This is a genomic window from Kitasatospora sp. NPDC087861 (genome assembly GCF_044742585.1).
Taxonomy (GTDB): domain Bacteria; phylum Actinomycetota; class Actinomycetes; order Streptomycetales; family Streptomycetaceae; genus Kitasatospora.
In genome coordinates this window covers 424,337-442,531 of the sequence record NZ_JBIUUS010000001.1, presented here as the reverse complement: position 1 = coordinate 442,531, position 18,195 = coordinate 424,337, and the positions used below count along the sequence as shown (strand labels likewise).

16 protein-coding genes and 1 tRNA gene are annotated in these 18,195 nt (G+C 69.5%); 4 read left to right on the top strand and 13 right to left on the bottom strand.

Features of this window, described 5'->3' with window-relative positions:
• Window positions 1-11: 11 nt before the first annotated feature.
• The 8 genes from kdpC to ACIOJE_RS01950 all read right to left on the bottom strand — a co-directional run bounded on the left by kdpC (window position 12) and on the right by ACIOJE_RS01950 (window position 9,651).
• Window positions 12-641 carry a potassium-transporting ATPase subunit KdpC gene (kdpC, locus tag ACIOJE_RS01985; protein ID WP_280675244.1) on the bottom strand — a complete coding sequence of 210 codons (630 nt, stop codon included), beginning with the start codon at window positions 639-641 and terminating at the stop codon, window positions 12-14.
• A gap of 14 nt (window positions 642-655) precedes the next feature.
• The gene (kdpB, locus tag ACIOJE_RS01980) at window positions 656-2,770 is read right to left on the bottom strand and encodes a potassium-transporting ATPase subunit KdpB (RefSeq protein WP_400772694.1); all 2,115 of its coding nucleotides are present in this window, start codon (window positions 2,768-2,770) and stop codon (window positions 656-658) included.
• Window positions 2,770-4,434, bottom strand: coding sequence for a potassium-transporting ATPase subunit KdpA (gene kdpA / locus ACIOJE_RS01975; RefSeq protein WP_400672167.1), 1,665 nt, complete (start codon window positions 4,432-4,434; stop codon window positions 2,770-2,772). Before kdpA ends, kdpB begins: the two co-directional genes overlap by 1 nt.
• A gap of 1 nt (window position 4,435) precedes the next feature.
• Window positions 4,436-4,525, bottom strand: a complete 90-nt coding sequence (gene kdpF / locus ACIOJE_RS01970; protein ID WP_037971201.1) for a K(+)-transporting ATPase subunit F — start codon at window positions 4,523-4,525, stop codon at window positions 4,436-4,438.
• Complete coding sequence (locus ACIOJE_RS01965) at window positions 4,522-4,665, bottom strand: hypothetical protein (RefSeq protein ID WP_400772692.1); 144 nt, start codon at window positions 4,663-4,665, stop codon at window positions 4,522-4,524. Before ACIOJE_RS01965 ends, kdpF begins: the two co-directional genes overlap by 4 nt.
• A gap of 250 nt (window positions 4,666-4,915) precedes the next feature.
• The gene (locus ACIOJE_RS01960; protein ID WP_400772819.1) at window positions 4,916-6,913 is read right to left on the bottom strand and encodes an APC family permease; all 1,998 of its coding nucleotides are present in this window, start codon (window positions 6,911-6,913) and stop codon (window positions 4,916-4,918) included.
• 389 nt (window positions 6,914-7,302) lie between these two features.
• The gene (locus ACIOJE_RS01955; protein ID WP_400772690.1) at window positions 7,303-9,135 is read right to left on the bottom strand and encodes an APC family permease; all 1,833 of its coding nucleotides are present in this window, start codon (window positions 9,133-9,135) and stop codon (window positions 7,303-7,305) included.
• Between the two features lie 435 nt (window positions 9,136-9,570).
• Window positions 9,571-9,651 (bottom strand) — tRNA-Tyr (locus tag ACIOJE_RS01950).
• A gap of 217 nt (window positions 9,652-9,868) precedes the next feature.
• Between ACIOJE_RS01950 and ACIOJE_RS01945 the strand changes: the two genes are divergently transcribed.
• Both ACIOJE_RS01945 and ACIOJE_RS01940 read left to right on the top strand, forming a co-directional pair.
• A complete protein-coding gene (locus tag ACIOJE_RS01945) occupies window positions 9,869-10,357 on the top strand; it encodes a YajQ family cyclic di-GMP-binding protein (RefSeq protein ID WP_063348915.1) in 489 nt (162 codons plus the stop codon).
• Window positions 10,358-10,487: 130 nt separating this feature from the next.
• Entirely contained in the window at window positions 10,488-11,129 is a 642-nt protein-coding gene (locus ACIOJE_RS01940; RefSeq protein WP_400772689.1) for a hypothetical protein, read from the top strand.
• Window positions 11,130-11,149: 20 nt separating this feature from the next.
• Here ACIOJE_RS01940 and ACIOJE_RS01935 read toward each other — a convergent pair whose 3' ends face one another.
• The 4 genes from ACIOJE_RS01935 to ACIOJE_RS01920 form a co-directional block, all read right to left on the bottom strand.
• Entirely contained in the window at window positions 11,150-12,517 is a 1,368-nt protein-coding gene (locus ACIOJE_RS01935) for an NACHT domain-containing protein (RefSeq protein ID WP_400772688.1), read from the bottom strand.
• A 488-nt stretch (window positions 12,518-13,005) separates the two neighbouring features.
• On the bottom strand, window positions 13,006-13,377 hold the full coding sequence (locus tag ACIOJE_RS01930) for a tyrosine-type recombinase/integrase (protein ID WP_400772686.1): 372 nt from the start codon (window positions 13,375-13,377) through the stop codon (window positions 13,006-13,008).
• A 364-nt stretch (window positions 13,378-13,741) separates the two neighbouring features.
• Window positions 13,742-14,386, bottom strand: coding sequence for an L-threonylcarbamoyladenylate synthase (locus ACIOJE_RS01925; protein ID WP_400772684.1), 645 nt, complete (start codon window positions 14,384-14,386; stop codon window positions 13,742-13,744).
• A 64-nt stretch (window positions 14,387-14,450) separates the two neighbouring features.
• Window positions 14,451-15,110, bottom strand: a complete 660-nt coding sequence (locus ACIOJE_RS01920; RefSeq protein WP_400772682.1) for a phytanoyl-CoA dioxygenase family protein — start codon at window positions 15,108-15,110, stop codon at window positions 14,451-14,453.
• Between the two features lie 285 nt (window positions 15,111-15,395).
• Here ACIOJE_RS01920 and ACIOJE_RS01915 point away from each other — a divergent pair, with 285 nt between their 5' ends.
• Window positions 15,396-15,869, top strand: coding sequence for an NUDIX domain-containing protein (locus tag ACIOJE_RS01915; RefSeq protein ID WP_400772680.1), 474 nt, complete (start codon window positions 15,396-15,398; stop codon window positions 15,867-15,869).
• Window positions 15,870-16,056: 187 nt separating this feature from the next.
• A complete protein-coding gene (locus ACIOJE_RS01910; protein WP_400772678.1) occupies window positions 16,057-17,013 on the top strand; it encodes a hypothetical protein in 957 nt (318 codons plus the stop codon).
• Between the two features lie 110 nt (window positions 17,014-17,123).
• Here the strand turns inward: ACIOJE_RS01910 and ACIOJE_RS01905 are convergent, their stop codons facing one another.
• Entirely contained in the window at window positions 17,124-18,188 is a 1,065-nt protein-coding gene (locus ACIOJE_RS01905) for a hypothetical protein (protein WP_400772676.1), read from the bottom strand.
• Window positions 18,189-18,195: the final 7 nt, after the last annotated feature.

The window sequence follows — 18,195 nt, the reverse complement described above, 5'->3', positions numbered from 1 at the left end:
CCGTTGGCCTGTCACTTCTGTTCCGCGAGTGCCCGGTTGAGCAGGACGACGTTGACGCCCTCCTGGCCGAGGAAGCCGAGCGAGCGGCCTTCGGTGTACGTGCCGACCAGCTGGTTCAGCGTGTCGGCCGACAGGTTCCGGGCCTTGGCGACCCGGTTCACCTGCTCCTTGGCGTAGGCGACCGAGATGTGCGGGTCGAGGCTGGAGCCGGAGGCGGTCAGTGCGTCGGCCGGGACGCTCGCCGGGTCGACGCCGTCGAACTCGGCGACCGCGGCGCGGCGGTCGTTGACGGCCTTGAGCAGGTCGTCGCTGTTCGGGCCGAGGTTGGAGGCGCCCGAGTTGTCGCCGGCGTAGTTGTTGGCGGAGGGCCGGGGCTGGAACCACTTCGGGTCCGGCTGGGCCTCCTCCTTCGCGTCGTCGGGGTTCTTCTTCGGGAGGTTGTAGTTCTGGCCGAGCAGGCTGGAACCGACCTCCTTGCCGTCGGACTTCACGATCGAGCCGTTGGCCTTCTCGCTGAAGGCGACCTGGCTGATCCCGGTGACCAGCAGCGGGTAGGCGATCCCGAGGATCACCGTGAGCACCAGCAGCACCCGCAGTGCGGTGAAGTGGGTGCGGACGGTCGTCGGCAGGGGCTTGGGCATCGGATTCTCCTCTCTCAGCTCAGGCCGGGGATGAACTGGACGATCAGGTCGATCAGCTTGATGCCGACGAACGGCACCACCAGACCGCCGAAGCCGTAGACCCCGATGTTGCGGCGCAGCAGGGAGCTGGCGTCGGACGGGCGGTAGCGCACGCCGCGCAGGGCGAGCGGGATCAGGCCGACGATGACCAGGGCGTTGAAGATGATCGCCGAGGTGATCGCGGACTGCGGGCTGTGCAGGCCCATGATGTTGAGGTGGCTCAGGCCCGGGTAGACCCCGGCGAACATCGCGGGGATGATCGCGAAGTACTTGGCCACGTCGTTGGCGATCGAGAAGGTGGTCAGCGCGCCACGGGTGATCAGCAGCTGCTTGCCGATCTCGACGATCTCGATCAGCTTGGTCGGGTTGGAGTCCAGGTCGACCATGTTGCCGGCCTCCTTGGCCGCCATGGTCCCGGTGTTCATGGCCACGCCGACGTCGGCCTGGGCGAGCGCGGGGGCGTCGTTGGTGCCGTCGCCGGTCATCGCGACCAGCTTGCCGCCCTCCTGCTCCTTCTTGATCAGGGCCATCTTGTCCTCGGGGGTGGCCTCGGCGAGGAAGTCGTCCACGCCCGCCTCCTCCGCGATCGCCTTGGCGGTCAGCGGGTTGTCACCCGTGATCATGATGGTCTTGATGCCCATCCGGCGGAGCTCGTCGAAGCGCTCCCGCATGCCCTCCTTGACCACGTCCTTGAGGTGGATCACCCCGAGGACGCGGGCCGGCTCGGCGCCGACCTTGGTGGCCACCACCAGCGGGGTGCCGCCGGCCGCGGAGATCCCGTCGACCAGGGCGGAGACCTCGTTGCCGACCGAACCGCCGTTCTCGGTCACCCAGTTGGTGACCGCGCCGGCCGCGCCCTTGCGGACCTGGTGAACCGCCTCGGCCTCGTCCAGGTCGACGCCGGACATCCGGGTCTGGGCGGTGAACGGGACCCACGTGGCGTGCGTCAACTCGCCCTGGGCGCGGGCCCGCAGGCCGTACTCGGTCTTGGCGAGGACCACGATCGAGCGGCCCTCCGGGGTCTCGTCCGCGAGGGACGACAGCTGTGCGGCGCTGGCCAGCTCCTCGGTGGACACGTCCGGGGCGGGCAGGAACTCGGCGGCCTGGCGGTTGCCCAGGGTGATGGTGCCGGTCTTGTCCAGCAGCAGGGTGTTGACGTCGCCGGCCGCCTCGACGGCGCGGCCGGACATCGCCAGCACGTTGCGCTGCACCAGCCGGTCCATGCCGGCGATGCCGATCGCGGAGAGCAGCGCGCCGATGGTGGTCGGGATGAGCGCCACGATCAGGGCGACCAGGACGATCATCGACTGCGGGGCGCCCGCGTAGGTGGCCATCGGCTGCAGGGTCACCACGGCGACCAGGAAGACGATGGTCAGCGAGGCGAGCAGGATGTTCAGCGCGATCTCGTTCGGCGTCTTCTGCCGGGCGGCGCCCTCGACCAGGGCGATCATCCGGTCGATGAAGGACTTGCCGGGCTCCGAGGCGATCTTCACCACGATCCGGTCGGACAGCACCTTGGTGCCGCCGGTGACCGCGGAACGGTCGCCGCCGGACTCGCGGATGACCGGCGCGGACTCGCCGGTGATCGCCGACTCGTCGACGCTCGCGACGCCCTCGACGACGTCGCCGTCGCCGGGGATGATCTGCCCGGCCTCGACCACCACGTGGTCGCCGAGCCGCAGCGCGGTGCCCGGGACCTCCTCCTCGGCCTGCGTGGCGGGCCAGTCGGTGAGCCGGCGGGCGACGCTCTCGGTCTTGGTCTTGCGCAGGGTGTCGGCCTGGGCCTTGCCGCGGCCCTCGGCGACGGCCTCGGCCAGGTTGGCGAAGATCGTGGTGAGCCAGAGCCAGACGGTGATGGCCCAGGCGAACACGGACGGGCTGGCGATCGCGGAGACGGTGGTGACCACCGAGCCGACCTCGACCACGAACATCACCGGGTTCTTGACCATCACCCGGGGGTCGAGCTTCTTCACCGCGTCCGGCAGGGACGCGACGATCAGCTTCGGGTCGAGGAGACCGCTGGCCACTCTGTGCGGCGCGGCGGGCTCGGCCTTGTCGGCCGGTGCGGGGTTGAGCGTAGGGGTGGACATCAGGAGGAGAGACCTTCCGCGATCGGCCCGAGAGCCAGGGCCGGGAAGTAGGTGAGGCCGACGACGATCAGGATGACGCCCGACAGCAGGCCCACGAACAGCGGCTTGTGGGTGGGCAGGGTGCCCGGGGTGGCCGGGACCGGCTGCTGCTGGGCGAGCGAACCGGACAGCGCCAGGACGAAGACGATCGGCAGGAGGCGACCGAAGATCATCGCCAGGCCGAGCGCGGTGTCGTACCAGTCGGTGTTGACGGTGATGCCGCCGAAGGCCGAGCCGTTGTTGTTCGCGGCCGAGGTGAAGGCGTACAGCACCTCGGAGAAGCCGTGGGCGCCGGAGTTGAGCATCCCGGCCCGCTCCCCCGGCAGGGCCATCGCCACGCCCGTGCCGACCAGGACGATCGTCGGCGTGGTGAGGATGTACAGCGAGGCGAACTTCATCTCCCGGCCGCCGAGCTTCTTGCCCAGGTACTCGGGGGTGCGGCCGACCATCAGACCGGCGACGAACACCGCGACGATCGCCAGCACGAGCATGCCGTACAGACCGGAGCCGGTACCGCCGGGCGCGATCTCACCCAGCATCATGTTGAAGACCGTCAGCCCGCCGCCGAACGGCGTGTACGAGTCGTGGAAGGAGTTCACCGCGCCGGTCGAGGTCAGCGTCGTCGACGCCGCGAACAGGCCGGAGGCGGCGATGCCGAAGCGCTGCTCCTTGCCCTCCATCGCGGCGCCCGCGGCCTGCAGGGCGGTGCCCTGGTGCTGCGACTCCGCGAAGGTGATCAGGGCGGTCGAGGCGATCCAGAAGAGGCCCATCACGGCGACGATCGCGTAGCCCTGGCGGTGGTCGCCGACCATCCGGCCGAAGGTCCGCGGCAGCGCGAACGGGATCACCAGCAGCAGGAAGATCTCGACCAGGTTGGAGAAGCCGGTCGGGTTCTCGAACGGGTGCGCGGAGTTGGCGTTGAAGAAGCCGCCGCCGTTGGTGCCGAGCAGCTTGATGACCTCCTGGGAGGCCACCGGGCCGCCCGGGATCTTCTGCACCTCGCCGCTGAGCGTGGCCACCTCGTGGAAGCCGTGGAAGTTCTGGATCACGCCGGAGGCGGCCAGGACCAGGGCGAAGACGATCGAGATCGGCAGCAGCAGCCGGAGGTTGATCCGGACGAGGTCCACCCAGAAGTTGCCGACCCGGTCCGTCCGGTTGCGGGTGAAGCCCCGGATCAGCGCGGCGACGACGGCGATGCCGACGGCCGCGGAGACGAAGTTCTGCACCGCCAGGCCCGCCATCTGCGCCAGGTGACCCATCGCGGACTCACCGGCGTAGGACTGCCAGTTGGTGTTGGCGACGAACGAGATCGCGGTGTTCCAGGCCTGGTGGCCCTCCATCTGCGGAACGCCCAGGTTCAGCAGCAGGTAGCCCTGGAGGCGGATCAGGCCGTAGAGGAAGAGGACCGAGACGGCCGAGAAGGCCAGCACCGAGCGGAGGTACACCGGCCAGCGCTGATCGGCGTCGCCGTCGACGCCGATCACCTTGTAGATGCCGCGCTCGACTCTGAGGTGCTTGGTGGTGGTGAGGAGCTTGGCGATGTAGTCGCCAAGGGGGCGGTAGCACAGGGCCAGGGCCCCGACCAGGGCCAGGGCCTGCAGCCAGCCCGCGAGAGTGGATCCCATGTCAGAACTTCTCCGGGAAGATCAGCGCCACGACGAGATAGCCGACGAGCGCGACGGCCACGATCAGACCTGCGATGTTCTCCGCGCTCACAGCTTCTCCACCCCCCGCGCGATCAGGGCGATGACGGCGAACACGGCGACCGTGACACCGACGTAGATGAGATCGGACATGGGCTCCACCAGCGTGCTTCGGGAGATTGCCGCGAACGGGCCGGAGGCTTCGTGCGGCACCGGCGGACGACCGGCAGATGCAGCAAAGCAGCCGTCAGAGGCGCGTTATGGCTCCCTGACGCCCTCCATACGGGTGACAGCGGGACGTTGACGCGACCTTGACGCACGCTTCACCGGGCCGAGACCGTCGTGATCGGGCCGAGATATCGCGGGGGTCGGGACGGCACGGGGAGGGGCCCGGGGACGCCGGAGGCCCCGGACGGCGGTCCGCCGTTCGGGGCCTCCGTTCGTGCGTGGGGTGGGGACGCCGTCAGACGCTCTCCGGCGCCGGGAGCTTCTCGTACCCGCCCTTCGGGGCCGGCTCACCACGGCGCACCGCGCCCGGTGCCCGGCGCGACGGGCCGCCCGCCCGCCCGGAGGAGGTCAGCTGCCACGGCACGCTGATCACCATCACGCCCGCCGTGAACAGCAGCCGGCTCTTCAGCCACAGCGCCGACTGGTTGTGCAGCAGGTGCTCCCACCAGTGGCCGACCACGTACTCCGGGATGAACACCGCGACCGCCTCGCGGGGGCTGTCGCGGCGGTGCTCCCGCACGTACGCCAGCACCGGCTTGGTGATCTCCCGGTACGGCGAGTCCAGCACCTTCAGCGGCACCCGGACGCCGGCCTCCGTCCACTGCCGTTCCAGCTCGCCGGTGGCCTCCGGCTCCACCGCCACGGTCAGCGCCTCCAGCGAGTCCGGCCGGAACGCCTCCGCGTAGCCGAGCGCCCGCAGCGTCGGCTTGTGCAGCTTGGACACCAGCACGATCCCGTGCACCCGGGCCGGCCGCACCGACTCGGCCTCCGGGTCGTCCACCGCCAGCTCGGCGGCGACGCCGTCGTAGTGCCGGCGGATGCCGCGCATCATCAGCCACAGCACCAGCGCGGCGACCACGGCCAGCCAGGCGCCCTGGGTGAACTTGGTGAGCAGCACGATCACCAGCACCAGCGCGGTGACCACCGCACCGAAGGCGTTGATCACCCGGGAGCGCTGCGCCGAGCGGCGCACGACCGGGTCGGCCTCGGTGGCCAGCGCCCGGTTCCAGTGCCGGACCATGCCGATCTGGGACAGCGTGAAGGAGGTGAAGACGCCCAGGATGTACAGGTGGATCAGGCTGGTGACGTTCGCGTCGTACAGCCAGAGCAGCCCGCCGGCCACCACGGCGAGCGCGATGATGCCGTTGGAGAAGGCCAGCCGGTCGCCGCGGGTGTGCATCTGCCGGGGCAGGTAGCGGTGCTCGGCCAGGATCGAGGCCAGCAGCGGGAAGCCGTTGAAGGCGGTGTTGGCGGCCAGGATCAGCACCAGCGCGGTGACCGCCTGGATCGCGTAGAACAGCACGCTGTGGTCGCCGCCGAAGATCGCCGCGGCGAGCTGGGCGATCACGGTCTGCTGGGGCGTGCTCGCGCAGTCGTCGGGGAAGCCGGTCAGCCGGCAGGCGTCGCCCTCGGTGATGTGCACCTTGGCGATCAGCGCGAGGGCGGTGATGCCGACGAACATCACCACGGCCGTGGTGCCCATCACGGCCATGGTGCGCGCGGCGTTGCGCGCCTTCGGTGCCCGGAAGGCCGGGACGCCGTTGGAGATCGCCTCCACCCCGGTCAGCGCCGTACAGCCGGAGGCGAACGCCCGCAGGCCCAGCATCAGCAGGCCGAGCCCGGCCACGGTGTCCTTGCCGTCCTCCGGGAGGATCCTGTACGAGGCGCTGGACGCCACCGGCGCGTCGCCGAGCGCGACCCGGACCAGCCCGGTGACCACCATCAGCAGGATGCCGCCGATGAACAGGTACGTCGGCGCGGCGAAGGCCTTGCCGGACTCCCGGACGCCGCGCAGGTTCATCGCCATCAGCAGCAGCACGAAGCCGACGGCCAGCTCGACCCGGTGGTCGGCCAGCGAGGGCAGCGCCGAGATGATGTTGTCCACGCCGGAGGCCACCGACACCGCGACCGTCATCACGTAGTCCACCAGCAGCGAGGCGGCCACCACCAGGCCGGAGTTGGCCCCGAGGTTGCGGGACACCACCTCGTACGAGCCGCCGCCGCTCGGGTAGGCGTGCACCACCTGGCGGTAGGACATCACCACGACCGCCATCAGCGCGACGACTCCGGCCGCCACCCACGGGGTCAGGTACAGGAAGGCGGCGCCACCGACGGTGAGCACCAGCAGGATCTCCTGGGTCGCGTAGGCGACCGAGGAGAGCGGGTCGGAGGCGAAGATCGGCAGCGCCAGCCGCTTGGGCAGCAGCGTCTCGCCGAGCTCCTCGCTGCGCATGGCCCGGCCGATCACGAGGCGCTTGAGCGCCTGGGGAGCGTTGAACACGTTGGCGAGCGTAAGTTCGGTCGGGCACGACGGAATCCGTTGCGACGCCGGCCCGGCACGTCCCGCCGTTGAAGGCTTCCCGCAGGTCAGAGCCACTGCGGGCGGGTACGTGCCGGGCGTATCGAGGGCGTTAAGGGCACCCCGTTAAGACCGCGTCAAGATATGAGGTTGTTATCGGATCCCGGCCGGCCGCGCCGGCCTTCGCCCCTGGCCGCCGGGGCGCTCGGGCGCTCGGGCGCTCGGGCGGTACCCGGGCTCTGAGGCGCCGGGCTCTGGGGCGCTCGGGCTCTGGGGCGCTCGGGCGGCACCCGGGCTATGAGGCGCAGGGGCGCCGCCCGCGGTCACATCCGCATCCGCAGCCGGCAGACCACCGCGTCGGTGTGCCGGCGCAGGGCGCGGTCGATCACGGCGCCGCGCCGGTTCTGCAGCGCCCGCTGCCACCAGCGGGACGGCTCCACCTCGGGGATCAGCACGGTCAGCCGGTCGTAGGCGCGCTCCTCGCCGAGCCGGTTCACGAAGGCGGCGATCGGCTGGCCCAGCCGGCGGTGGTCCTCCGGGATCTCCACCAGCGGCACGCCCGGCTGCCACAGCTCCCAGTCCCGGCGCAGCGCCTCCGCCTCGGACTGCTCGTGCACCACCGTCACCGCCAGCACCTCGTCGCCGAGCGACAGCGCCGCGGACAGGCCGTCCTTGGTGAGCCGGGTGATCGCGGTCACCGGCACGACGACCAGGCTGCGCTGGCGGGTCACCGCACCGGGCACCCGGCCCAGCTCCAGCCGCTCGCCGATCCCCGCGTAGCTGCGGTGCACCGCCTCGAACAGCACCACCAGCAGCGGCAGCGCCACCACGATGCCCCAGGCGCCCTCGGTGAACTTGGTGCCGGTGACCACCACCGTCGCAACGCCGGTGAGCAGCGCGCCGAACCCGTTCAGCGCGGCCTTCCCGTGCCAGCCGTCCGGCCGGTGCACGTACCAGTGCCGGACCATGCCGACCTGGCAGATCGTGAAGCCGACGAACACGCCGATCGAGAACAGCGGCACCAGGCTGTTCACGTCCCCGCCCGAGCCGACCAGCAGCGCCGCCGACACCAGGGCGAGGAACAGCACGCCGTGCCGGTGCACCTGGCGGTCGGCCCGCAGCGCGAACACGTGCGGCAGGTGGTTGTCCCGGGCGAGCAGGTGCAGCAGCACCGGCAGCCCGCCGAAGGAGGTGTTCGCGGCCAGCCCGAGCAGCACCACGGTGGCGAACTGAACGACGTAGAAGCCCGCGCCGTGGCCGAGCGAGGCGTCGGCGAGCTGGGCGAGCACCGTGACGCCCTCCACCGGCTGGAGGTGGAAGCGGCCGATCAGCACGGCCAGACCGATCAGCATCACGCCGAGCAGGGCGCCGAGCGCCACCTCGGTGTGCTGCGCCCGCTTCACCCGCGGGGTCCGGAACGACGGGACGGCGTTGGCCACCGCCTCCACCCCGGTCAGTGCCGAACACCCGGCCGCGAACGCCTTGAGCAGCAGCAGTGCGCCGACGGTCGTGGCGTTCTCCGCCAGCGCCGAGGCGTGGCCGGCGGCGGCCTCGGTGCTCGCCGGGGCGTCCCGGAACAGGCCGACCACGATGATCGCCAGGATCGACAGCACGAAGACGGCCGTCGGCGCCATGAACCAGCGCGCCGACTCGGCGATGCCGCGCATGTTCACCGCCGTCACCAGGGCCAGCACCCCCAGGCACAGCCAGACCCGGTCGCCGTACAGGCTCGGCACCGCCGAGGTCAGCGCCGCCACCCCGGCGGTCACCGAGACCGCCACGTTCAGGATGTAGTCGATCACCAGCGAGGCTGCCGCGGTCAGCGCCGTCCGCCGGCCCAGGTGCTCCTTCGCCACCGCGTACGAGCCACCGCCGTCCGGGAACGCCGCGATCACCTGCCGGTAGGACGCCACCAGTACCGCCAGCAGCACCGCGATCGCCACCGTCACCGGCAGCGTGAAGCCCAGCCCGTACGCGCCGGCCGCGGCCAGCACCAGCACGATCGACTCCGGCCCGTACGCGACCGAGGCCATCGCGTCCAAGGACAGCGCCGCCAGACCGCCCAGCGCACTCAGCCGGTACCGCTCGTCGCCCGCGCCGGTATTCGGCGGCTCGGGTTCGGCCGTGACGGCCGGGGTGGTGATGGCGCTGGACATCGGACGGAACCTCCGCGATCGGCTGGTCCTCCGATCCTGCGGGCCGAACCCCGGCCGCGCCCCCGGCCCCTACGCGTTCCTGACGCCGCCCCAGGCGCCATTGACGTGCCCTTGACGCACCGCGGGAGAGCCGTGGCGGGGGTGGGTGGGCCGCTGTCCCGGCGGGCGCCGGTTGGGAAGACGACCAGCTCTTGCGAAGAACCCCCCGGCGCACGCCACCGCACACCCGGGACACCACTCACAATCACGCTGAACGGCCCCACCCACCCCGGCCCCCACTCTGCTGCCTGCTGCCCGTAATTGCAAGCAATGCGCAATAAGTCCACCCACTGGTGGCGCGGGGGAAGGCACCGCAGCGGAGCGGCGAAAGGCCGGGAAAAACGACAACAGCCCCTGATCCGTGTCTCCACAGATCAGGGGCTGTTCTCTATCCGGTGGCTGGTGCAGGGTTCGAACCTGCGTAGCTTGCGCGACAGATTTACAGTCTGCTCCCTTTGGCCGCTCGGGCAACCAGCCAGGATGTTCGTCTCCGGGGGCTTGCGCCCCGTTCGACTTCGTAAACGATACCCGATGCCGGGGGGTGCTTCGCCACTCGATTGGTCACGTGATGATCAAGGGGTACCGCGTGGCTGTCGGGGGCGGGGGCGGGGTGGCGCTGGATAGGCTGGGGAGGCGGACGCCCGGTGGGGCGGGCCGTGTCAGTGAAGCCAGAGCATCAAGGAGACCAACACCCATGGCCGACTCCAGTTTCGACATCGTCTCGAAGGTCGAGTGGCAGGAGGTCGACAACGCGATCAACCAGACCTCCCGTGAGATCGCCACCCGTTTCGACTTCAAGGGCGTCGGCGGCGAGATCAGCCGCTCCGGCGAGAAGATCGAGATGAAGGCCAACGGCGAGGAGCGCGTGAAGGCCATCCTGGACGTCTTGCAGGGCAAGTTCATCAAGCGCGGACTGTCGCTCAAGGCCCTGGACGCCGGCGAGCCGCAGCTGTCCGGCAAGGAGTACAAGATCTTCGCGGACATCAAGGAGGGCATCTCCACGGAGGATGCCAAGAAGGTCGCGAAGATCATCCGCGACGAGGGCCCGAAGGGCGTCAAGGCGCAGGTCCAGGGTGACGAGCTGCGGGTCAGCTCGAAGAGCCGCGACGACCTGCAGACCGTCCAGGCACTGCTCAAGGGCAAGGACCTGGACTTCGCGATCCAGTACGTGAACTACCGCTAGCCGGCCCCTCTGACCCGCGGAAACGCTAGCTCTCCTATCCAGGAGGGCATATCGGGGGCACAGCGCTGAGGACGTTGAGCGCTGTGCCCTCGGAGTACTCTCCCGGCTCCGGCAATGGCAGGCTGGTGAAATGCCCTCCAACCCCACTGCCCCCGACGAATGGCATACCCCGACCGAGCTGACGCCGTTGCAGGGCAGCGAGACCTTCCGCGGCACGGATGCCGGGACAGTGCTGGACTTCTGGCGCTACGCGATGCCCGACCTGCGGACCAACACGACCAGGGGCCTGCTCGCGGAGTTCCTGGTCCACCGGGCAGTGGGCGCGGTTCAGCGGAACACGGAGTGGGAGAGCTTCGACGTGCTGACACCGGACGGGCTCAGGATCGAAGTGAAGACGAGCGCCTACCTCCAATCCTGGGGGCAGCGCCGGCTGTCGGAGATCCGCTTCTCTCGACTGCGCGGACGGACCTGGACCCCCGAGGACGGAGAGTCGGCGGAACAGTCCTACAACGCCGACATCTACGTCTTCGCTCTCCACACCGCGCTCACCCATCCGGAGTATGACCCGCTCGACACCGGCCAGTGGGAGTTCTACGTCGCTTCCCGGGCGACTATCGAAGCGACCGGGCAGGCCAGCCTGGGGCTGGCCGCCGTACGACGGTTCTGCGGCAATGCGACGAGCTACCAGGGGCTCGCGGGCCGAATCATGGCCTGTGCCCGTCAGCCGCTCCCAGCCAGCAGAGCCACCGAGGCCGCCGCTGGCAACGCGTGACGGTGCACGAAAGGGCCGCATTACCGAGCACGCATCGCACCGTATGAGCTAGGCGCCGGGGCTCTGATCACCGCGGCAACCGCCGCCACCACCCGCTCCATCGAAGGGCGCGACCAACGGCCTCTCTCGAAGCGCAGTTCCCGAAGTGCGGCGGCCACCAGGCCGACTGGCAAGCCAGTGCCAAGCCGTGACTGATCGACAACGAACCAGCAGCCGTACGGTCCGGCGCCCCCAGCTGCCAGTCGATCAAGGTACCGGGCCGCCTGCTCTGGGGCGGCATCGATAAGGAAACCCACGTACGAGTCCGGCAGATCAGGACAAGAGCACGACTGCCAGCGCGCCAGCCGTGGGCGAAGGCCCTTGGGAGCCTGCAGTCGCCGATGCCGCACAGATCGGAACGCTCGACGCAGTTCCGCGTCCCGGGTGGCAGGAGTCCGGGTAGCGTGACGGGCAGCCAAAAACTCAAGCACGCTGCGGTGCACGGTAACGTAGCCTCCTGCTGCCGCGGTCAGCAGCCCGGTGGCGAGCAGGGCCGAAGCCAAGAAGCCGCGCCACTCCCCCTCCGGGACACGGGCCGGAGGGGTGACCCGCTTCGCTAGCAGATCCAGCACACCAGCAGCGCTATGCTCAGCGAAAAGCACGTCGTAGGCGATGGCCCCGAGATGTTCCGGGAGTTCTCCGAGTACGCGGTCGGCGGCAGCCACAGCAATCGGCCCGCACCCGACGAGAGCCTGAGCCGTCGGGCCAGCGGGTCGGCGGCGTTCGCGGAGCAGCTCAACAAAGCGCTCGTAAAGCGCGCCTCGGTTGGCCGGGAGGCCTTCTGCGGGCGAGGCAACATGCAGCTGGCACAACATCGCGATCATCAGCGGGGCGCCTGCCAGCGCGGCCAAGCCGGCATCCTGGACAGTGACCAGGAAACTTTCTGCCACAGCCCTGGGCTTGACAAGCCCGAAGGCCCGGAACCAACTAGCGGCGATCTGTTCGATCTCCCTCGGCCCGAAGGCCTGCAACTCGTAGACGGCAACGGACTCGTCGAGGCGGTGGAGAAGCCGGTCAGGCAACGGGCGGGAAGCGAGCACGAAGCGGAACCGGTCTGAGTGAGACTGCTGCCAGGCGATGACCTGCCGCAGTACCCGCTCCTGGTCACCCAGCTCGGGGAGTTCGTCGAGGCCGTCGACCAGGACCAGCCAGTATGCCCCGGCTGCTGGCGGCTTCCGGAAGAGTTCCGCCGGCACCACTTCGACCAGTCCCGGGAGGTCAGCGTTGACCGTCCTGGCGAGGCAGTCCGCCAGCGGCCCCACAACCAGGGCGGAGGCGTGGACCAGCACTGGCAGAGGCTCATGGCGTTCCCCACGCAGCCAGCGCTCGCACGCCTCGGCGAGGTGCATTCTCAGCAGGCTCGACTTGCCACCGCCAGGTTCAGCCACTACGACAGACGGACCTGCGACACCGACAAACACCTCACCGGCCGGAACTGGCGCGTACCCACTCCCAGTTAGGTGGACATCTGACAGGTGGGGGTACACCATCCGCCGCCGATGGATCCGGGCCAATGGTGGAGCGGCGCCAGGCAGCACCATCGGATAGGGGTGCTCGGAAGCGGCCTGAGCGGCAGCCCGAAGGTAGTCCTCCAGCCAGTCGCCAGGCAGCGGGGAACCCGTGTGGATGTGCAACTCACCCACCGTCTGGGTCTGGACAACAGACCCGTGGAACTCCCCGCCCTCGATGTGATTCTCCACCCCTTCAGTCTGCCGAACTCCGGTCTCGCTGAGGGCCGTTCCGGAGCAAGCAGTTGCGTCCCATCCGGGCCGCCCGTCATCGCAGAGTCGATATCAGAGACACTCGATCAAATACTCGACCTTCAGAGGGCCTCGCCTCAGCCGACTTGGCCCAAGCTCTTCGCAGCCTGCGAGCACATCGAGGGCACGGCGCTGAAGGCGGCCTCGATCGCCGCCCTCGTTGTGTCCTCCTCGTCCGGCCACAGGTGCGTGTAGGTGTTGAGCGTGATCGACGGCTTGGCGCGGCCGAGCCCCTTCTGCACCGTCTTGACGCTCTCACGGTGCTTGATCAGCACTGAGGCGTAGAAATGCCGGAGGTCGTGCATCGTCGCGTCGTCAGGCACCTGGTGGGGCGTCAGCCCCGCGCCGTCCGGCCGACCATGGCGCTCCCAGATCTTGCGCGCGCCCTCGTGCTGCTTCAGGAGGGCCTTGTCGGCGACCCGCCCCTCGGACTTGCTGCCCGAGCCCACCAGGCTGTGGCGCGTTGCTCCACCGTCGGCGCTCAGACCAGGAGAGGGCGGTGAACCTGGAGGAGTAGGTTCAAACTGCGGCTGGAGGCGGTGGCTCCAGCCAGTGCGAAGGGATGTGATCACATGCCCAGCAGTCCAGACGACGTTCCCCTCTTCTGGAGTGAGGAAGGGCGGAAGGCCGAGGTCGTCCGATGCCACCTCGGCCACTTGGCCATGCGGCAGACCTTCGAGGATGTTGGCGGCTGTCCCTACTGCACGTACACCCCAAGTGAGCGCCTCGCTGCGGAGCGGCAAAGGAAGGCCCAGTCGGAGCGGGCCCGCCCGGACACTGGCACCGAACCGTAGCCGTCCCTCGCGCTCTCGGTCATGACATCTGGCGTCCGAGCACAGCCGAGACCGCCCGCTCGTGGACGAGGCCGGCCCGGACGAGGCGGGCGACCGGTGTCGAGCAGTCGACGATGGTGAGATGGTGGGCGGCCGGTGAGACTCCCCCGTCGAGGATTACGCTCGCCTTGACGCTGCTGAAGTCCAGGAAGCCCTGGACCTCCCCGAACGTGATCGCCGGTCCGGGCGCGTCGACTCCCGCGTCGCCCGAGATGTTCACGGTCGTCGCCGCCACCGGCGTGCCGGCCGCCACCGCGAGGGCCCCGAGCGGGCCAGACGAGTTGGTGGTGAGCGCCGGCGACCCGACGGCGGGGTGTTGCGCGTCGGCCTCCGTGCTCCGCCACGGAAGGAGCATGGCGAGGTCGCCAGGCCAGAAGGCCTCGGCCAGCTGCCTGGCCTCGGGGTGGACGACGAACTGCTTCTCGCACTCCGCCAGGGAGGGGAGGACGAGCACGAGGGACTTGGTGCGCGGCCTCTGCTTGCCGTCGAAGATGCTGTTGCAGGCGGCTGGGTTGGTGGCGTCGGCGCAGATCATGTACCAGCGTTCGGTAGGCACGACGACAAGTTCGCCGGCCTCCAGGGCACGGGCAGCGGCGTTGAGTTGTTCTGGTGGAATCGGTCGCACAGGTGTCCCTCCATCTTGGGAGTGAGTGGACGGGCCGGGTTCGCTTTCCGGCCCGGCTGGGCGTTCACGCAGCCTGTGACAGCCCCGGGTAGTCGAGCCACGGGTCTTGCAGCGCCTGGAGCCGCCTCCGTCCGTGGTCGGAGTGTTCGACCCGGAAGTACGCCATGATCCGCGGCTCCGGGCCGAGATTGCGGCCGACTGCGTGGGGGACGAGGTGGTGCATCAGCAGCGGGTCTCCCGGCTGCCCGAGGAGCGGGGTGCCGGCCCGGGCGTCGAGGTCCGGCGGGACCTGCTCGGTGATGCCGAGGGACCACTCGGTGCGGAACCACTCGGCCATGGCCAGGTGCCCGCCCGGTTGGTAGCGCAGCGCGCCTCCCTGCGGGTCGGTGACGTCGGACAGCACCACGCCGACCAGCAGCGAGAAGGTCCGCAACTCGTCGGCGTCGAGGTGTGGGCAGGCGACGCCATCCACGTGCATCGCCTTCTCCGGCTGGGCCTGTTCGAGTTGTTCCTCGGGGATGCGGATCTGGAGCTGCACAGTGGAGACGGGACGAAGGCTGCCGAGCAGGTCTCCGGCGAGTTCGATGGCCGGGAAGTCGACGAAGAGTGCGATCAGGTCGGGGTGGCTTCCGAGCTCCGGTCCGAAGGTCCGTTGAGTGTAGGCATTGATGAGGTCGGGGTTCATCGACTCGCGGTACCAGCCGTCCAGATCGCCCTCGACCAAGGGCCGCGCGTGGACTCCTCTACCCTGCCGCTCGAACGCCGAGTGCGGCACTCACTCGAAATCGCCCGCGCCTACAGCGCACAGAACCGCATGGACGAGGCCCTCACCCTCGTACTGGACGCCGAGGAGCTGGCCCCCGAGCAAAGTCCGCTACCACTTCATCCCCCGACACCTGGTGACCAACTGGGTCCGCCAACAGCGCGGCAAACTCAGCTACTTGCTCGCGGGCGTCGCACAGCGGCTCCAGATCGTCGCGTGACGGGCTCGGCGGCTACAGTCGTCGCCATGAGCGACTCCCAGTCCCACGAGGTCGTGGCCCAGCCCCGCACCGCCGCCGGCGTGCTCTTCTTCGACGAGGACGACCGCGCCCTCCTCGTGAAGCCGACCTACAAGCCCGGCTGGGAGATCCCCGGCGGCTACCTGCACGCCGGCGAGACCCCGAGCGAGGGCGCAGCCCGAGAGGTCAAGGAGGAACTCGGCATCACCCCGCCGATCGGCCGCCTCCTCGTCGCCGACTGGGCACCCCACCCCACCGAGGGCGACAAGCTCCTCTTCGTCTTCGACGGCGGCGTCCTCCCCGCCGACGAGCTCGACAACATCACCGTCGACCAGGTGGAGATCGGCGAGTACGCCTTCCACACCACGGACCAGCTCGACGCAGTCCTCATCCCACGCCTCGCACGCCGCGTCCATGCCGCCTGCGTCGCCAGGACACAGTCCGCGACCGTCTACCTGGAGCACGGAGCGACCCGCGCGTAGATCCACGACCTCACTCCGGCTGCACGGGGCTTCCTCCGATGCAGCCAGTGAGTGTGATCAAGCCCGCTCGCCCCAACACGGCTCATCTGCCTTGGCATTGTGGTACGTTCCGTGATCCAACCGAAAATAGGCGACCCCGGCGATGCGCGAACATCCCGGGGTCTGGCACCAGGAGCGCGAACTCCCGATGCGAGTACATCGTACCGAACACGTACGTAACTTCACCGTGCTGCCCAACTGCATGCTGCAGTACCGGCAGCTGTCCTACACCGCCCGCGGCCTACTCGCAGACCTCCTCTCCCGCCCTGACGGGTGGCGCGAGGACGGCCGGCACATGGCCGACACCAGTCCCCAGGGGCGCGGCGCGATCCGCAAGGCCCTGAAGGAACTGACCGCGGCCGGCTTCTACCGGGTCGAGAAGATCCGCATGCCGGACGGCACGATCATCACCGAGACCCACGTCTACGACACCCCGCAGCTGGCGCTGCCGGGTACCACCCGTCCGGTCTCCGGTGAAGCGACCACCGGCGGTGCTGACGCCCTTGTAAAGGACCTAGTGAAAGAAACCTCCCTCCCCGCCGAGCAGGCCAACGCGACGGTCCTCGCAACCGAGCCGCGGGCGAAGACGGGAGGGCGGGAGGAAGACCACGAGGACGAGGCCGGCGAGCAGCCCGCGGCGATGCCGGACGAGCAGATCCGCGAGGCGGTCGCCACGCTGTTCCGGGTGATCCGCCCCGAGCCGCGCCTGCGGCTCGGCCAAGCCGAAGCCGAGGAGCTCGCACCCCTCGTCGCGCAGTGGCTGGAGCGCGGCAGCACCCCCACCGACCTCGCCCAGGCCCTGCTGCCGGGCCTACCCGCGCCGGTGCACTCGGCGGTCGCGGTGCTCCGCTACCGCCTGGAGCACAAGATGCCGCCCGTCCAGCCCGCTGTGCGGCCCGCAGCGGCCCGGTACGCCGAGTGCGCCAAGTGCCACGACCCGGCGCCCCAGCCGGGCATCTGTGGCCCCTGTGCGGGCCTCGGGGCGCGACCGGCCGGGGTCGGTGGCGGCGAGGCTGCCACCCGCAGCGGCGCGGCCCGTGCCAGGGCAGCATTGCGCGCCGCGAAGACCGCCAGCTTGGACCTGAGCGGCCTTGCGGCTGCCTAATAGCCGGATACCGTCTCGGGTCGGGACGGGACGTTTCGGGAAAGCCGCCTTCCGCAGGGCCTGCGCGGTGCGGGCTCCGTTAGCACGCCTCCGAGGTGAGCGGCCTTCTGCTACCGGAAGGCAGTCTGGAGGACATCCGTGCTCAGCTTGCGGTCACGAACGTACGGGTTCTGGTCCGCGTCGAGTCCGAACAGCGCGTAGACACGCTGGAGGCCCTCGTACGCGTCTTTCTCGGGGTCACCCTGAGCGATCCAGGACTTGTTCCAGTCGTTGGCGCTCGCCGGACGAACCATTCCCAGGAACGGGAAGCTGGAGTTCGGCCCAGGAGCCAGCGTGCGGGCCGGAGCATGCCCGAAGCGGCTGGCGACGACTCTGTGCCGCCAAGGGCCTTCCACTGCGGGCAGGATCTTCCGGTCGACGAGCCGGAAGTACTCCAACATCATTTCGGACAGGGCCACGACGTTGATCCGGCGGGCCTCCCCAGCCCCCTGATCCATGCCCCAACCGAGCATCTGCTCGGTCGCCACCGCGGCGGCGGTCACCGTGCCGTCCGGAGCAACGGAGATGGCCCGGCGGCTGTCCGCAAGGAGGAGTCCGCCTCGGTACGGATCGGGCCCCTGATAGGCGGAGGAGAAGTTGAAGCCGCCATGCGGCCGGAGAGCGTCCTGGTTGAGCAACGCTCCTCGGATCCCGTTCTGGCCGTGCAGGCCGTTGACCAGCTCCGGGGAGTCGTGGGGCGTGCTTTGCCAGAACAGCACTGGCAGGTCTTCCCACCCAAGGCGGGTTTCCAGGTTGCGGCGCGCCTGTGCGGGGTCAGCCGGCGGCGTCGGAGCAGGAACAGCCCAGGACGGAGTCATTCGACTACGCATGCCGTCGTTCAAGAGCCGGTACGCGTCATCCGCCGACAGCGTCACTGTTCGGTCGTCGTGCCGTACGGGAACAGTCCACCCCTCGGTGAACTGGTCCTTATCGTTGAGGACCCTGCGCACGAGGGCCCAGCGCTCTCCCTCCGGAAGCCCCTCGACGTCCAGCACAAAGTAGTGGCCGGCGGCGTCGTCGCCGCGATCCGGGTGGGCGAACCAGTGGTAGCTGACCTTAATGAGCGGCCGTACGAGTTCGTCGATGGCCGCCTTGTACTGGTCGATCTTGATGAGGGTCTGCTGGAACGGCGTCAACTTCGTG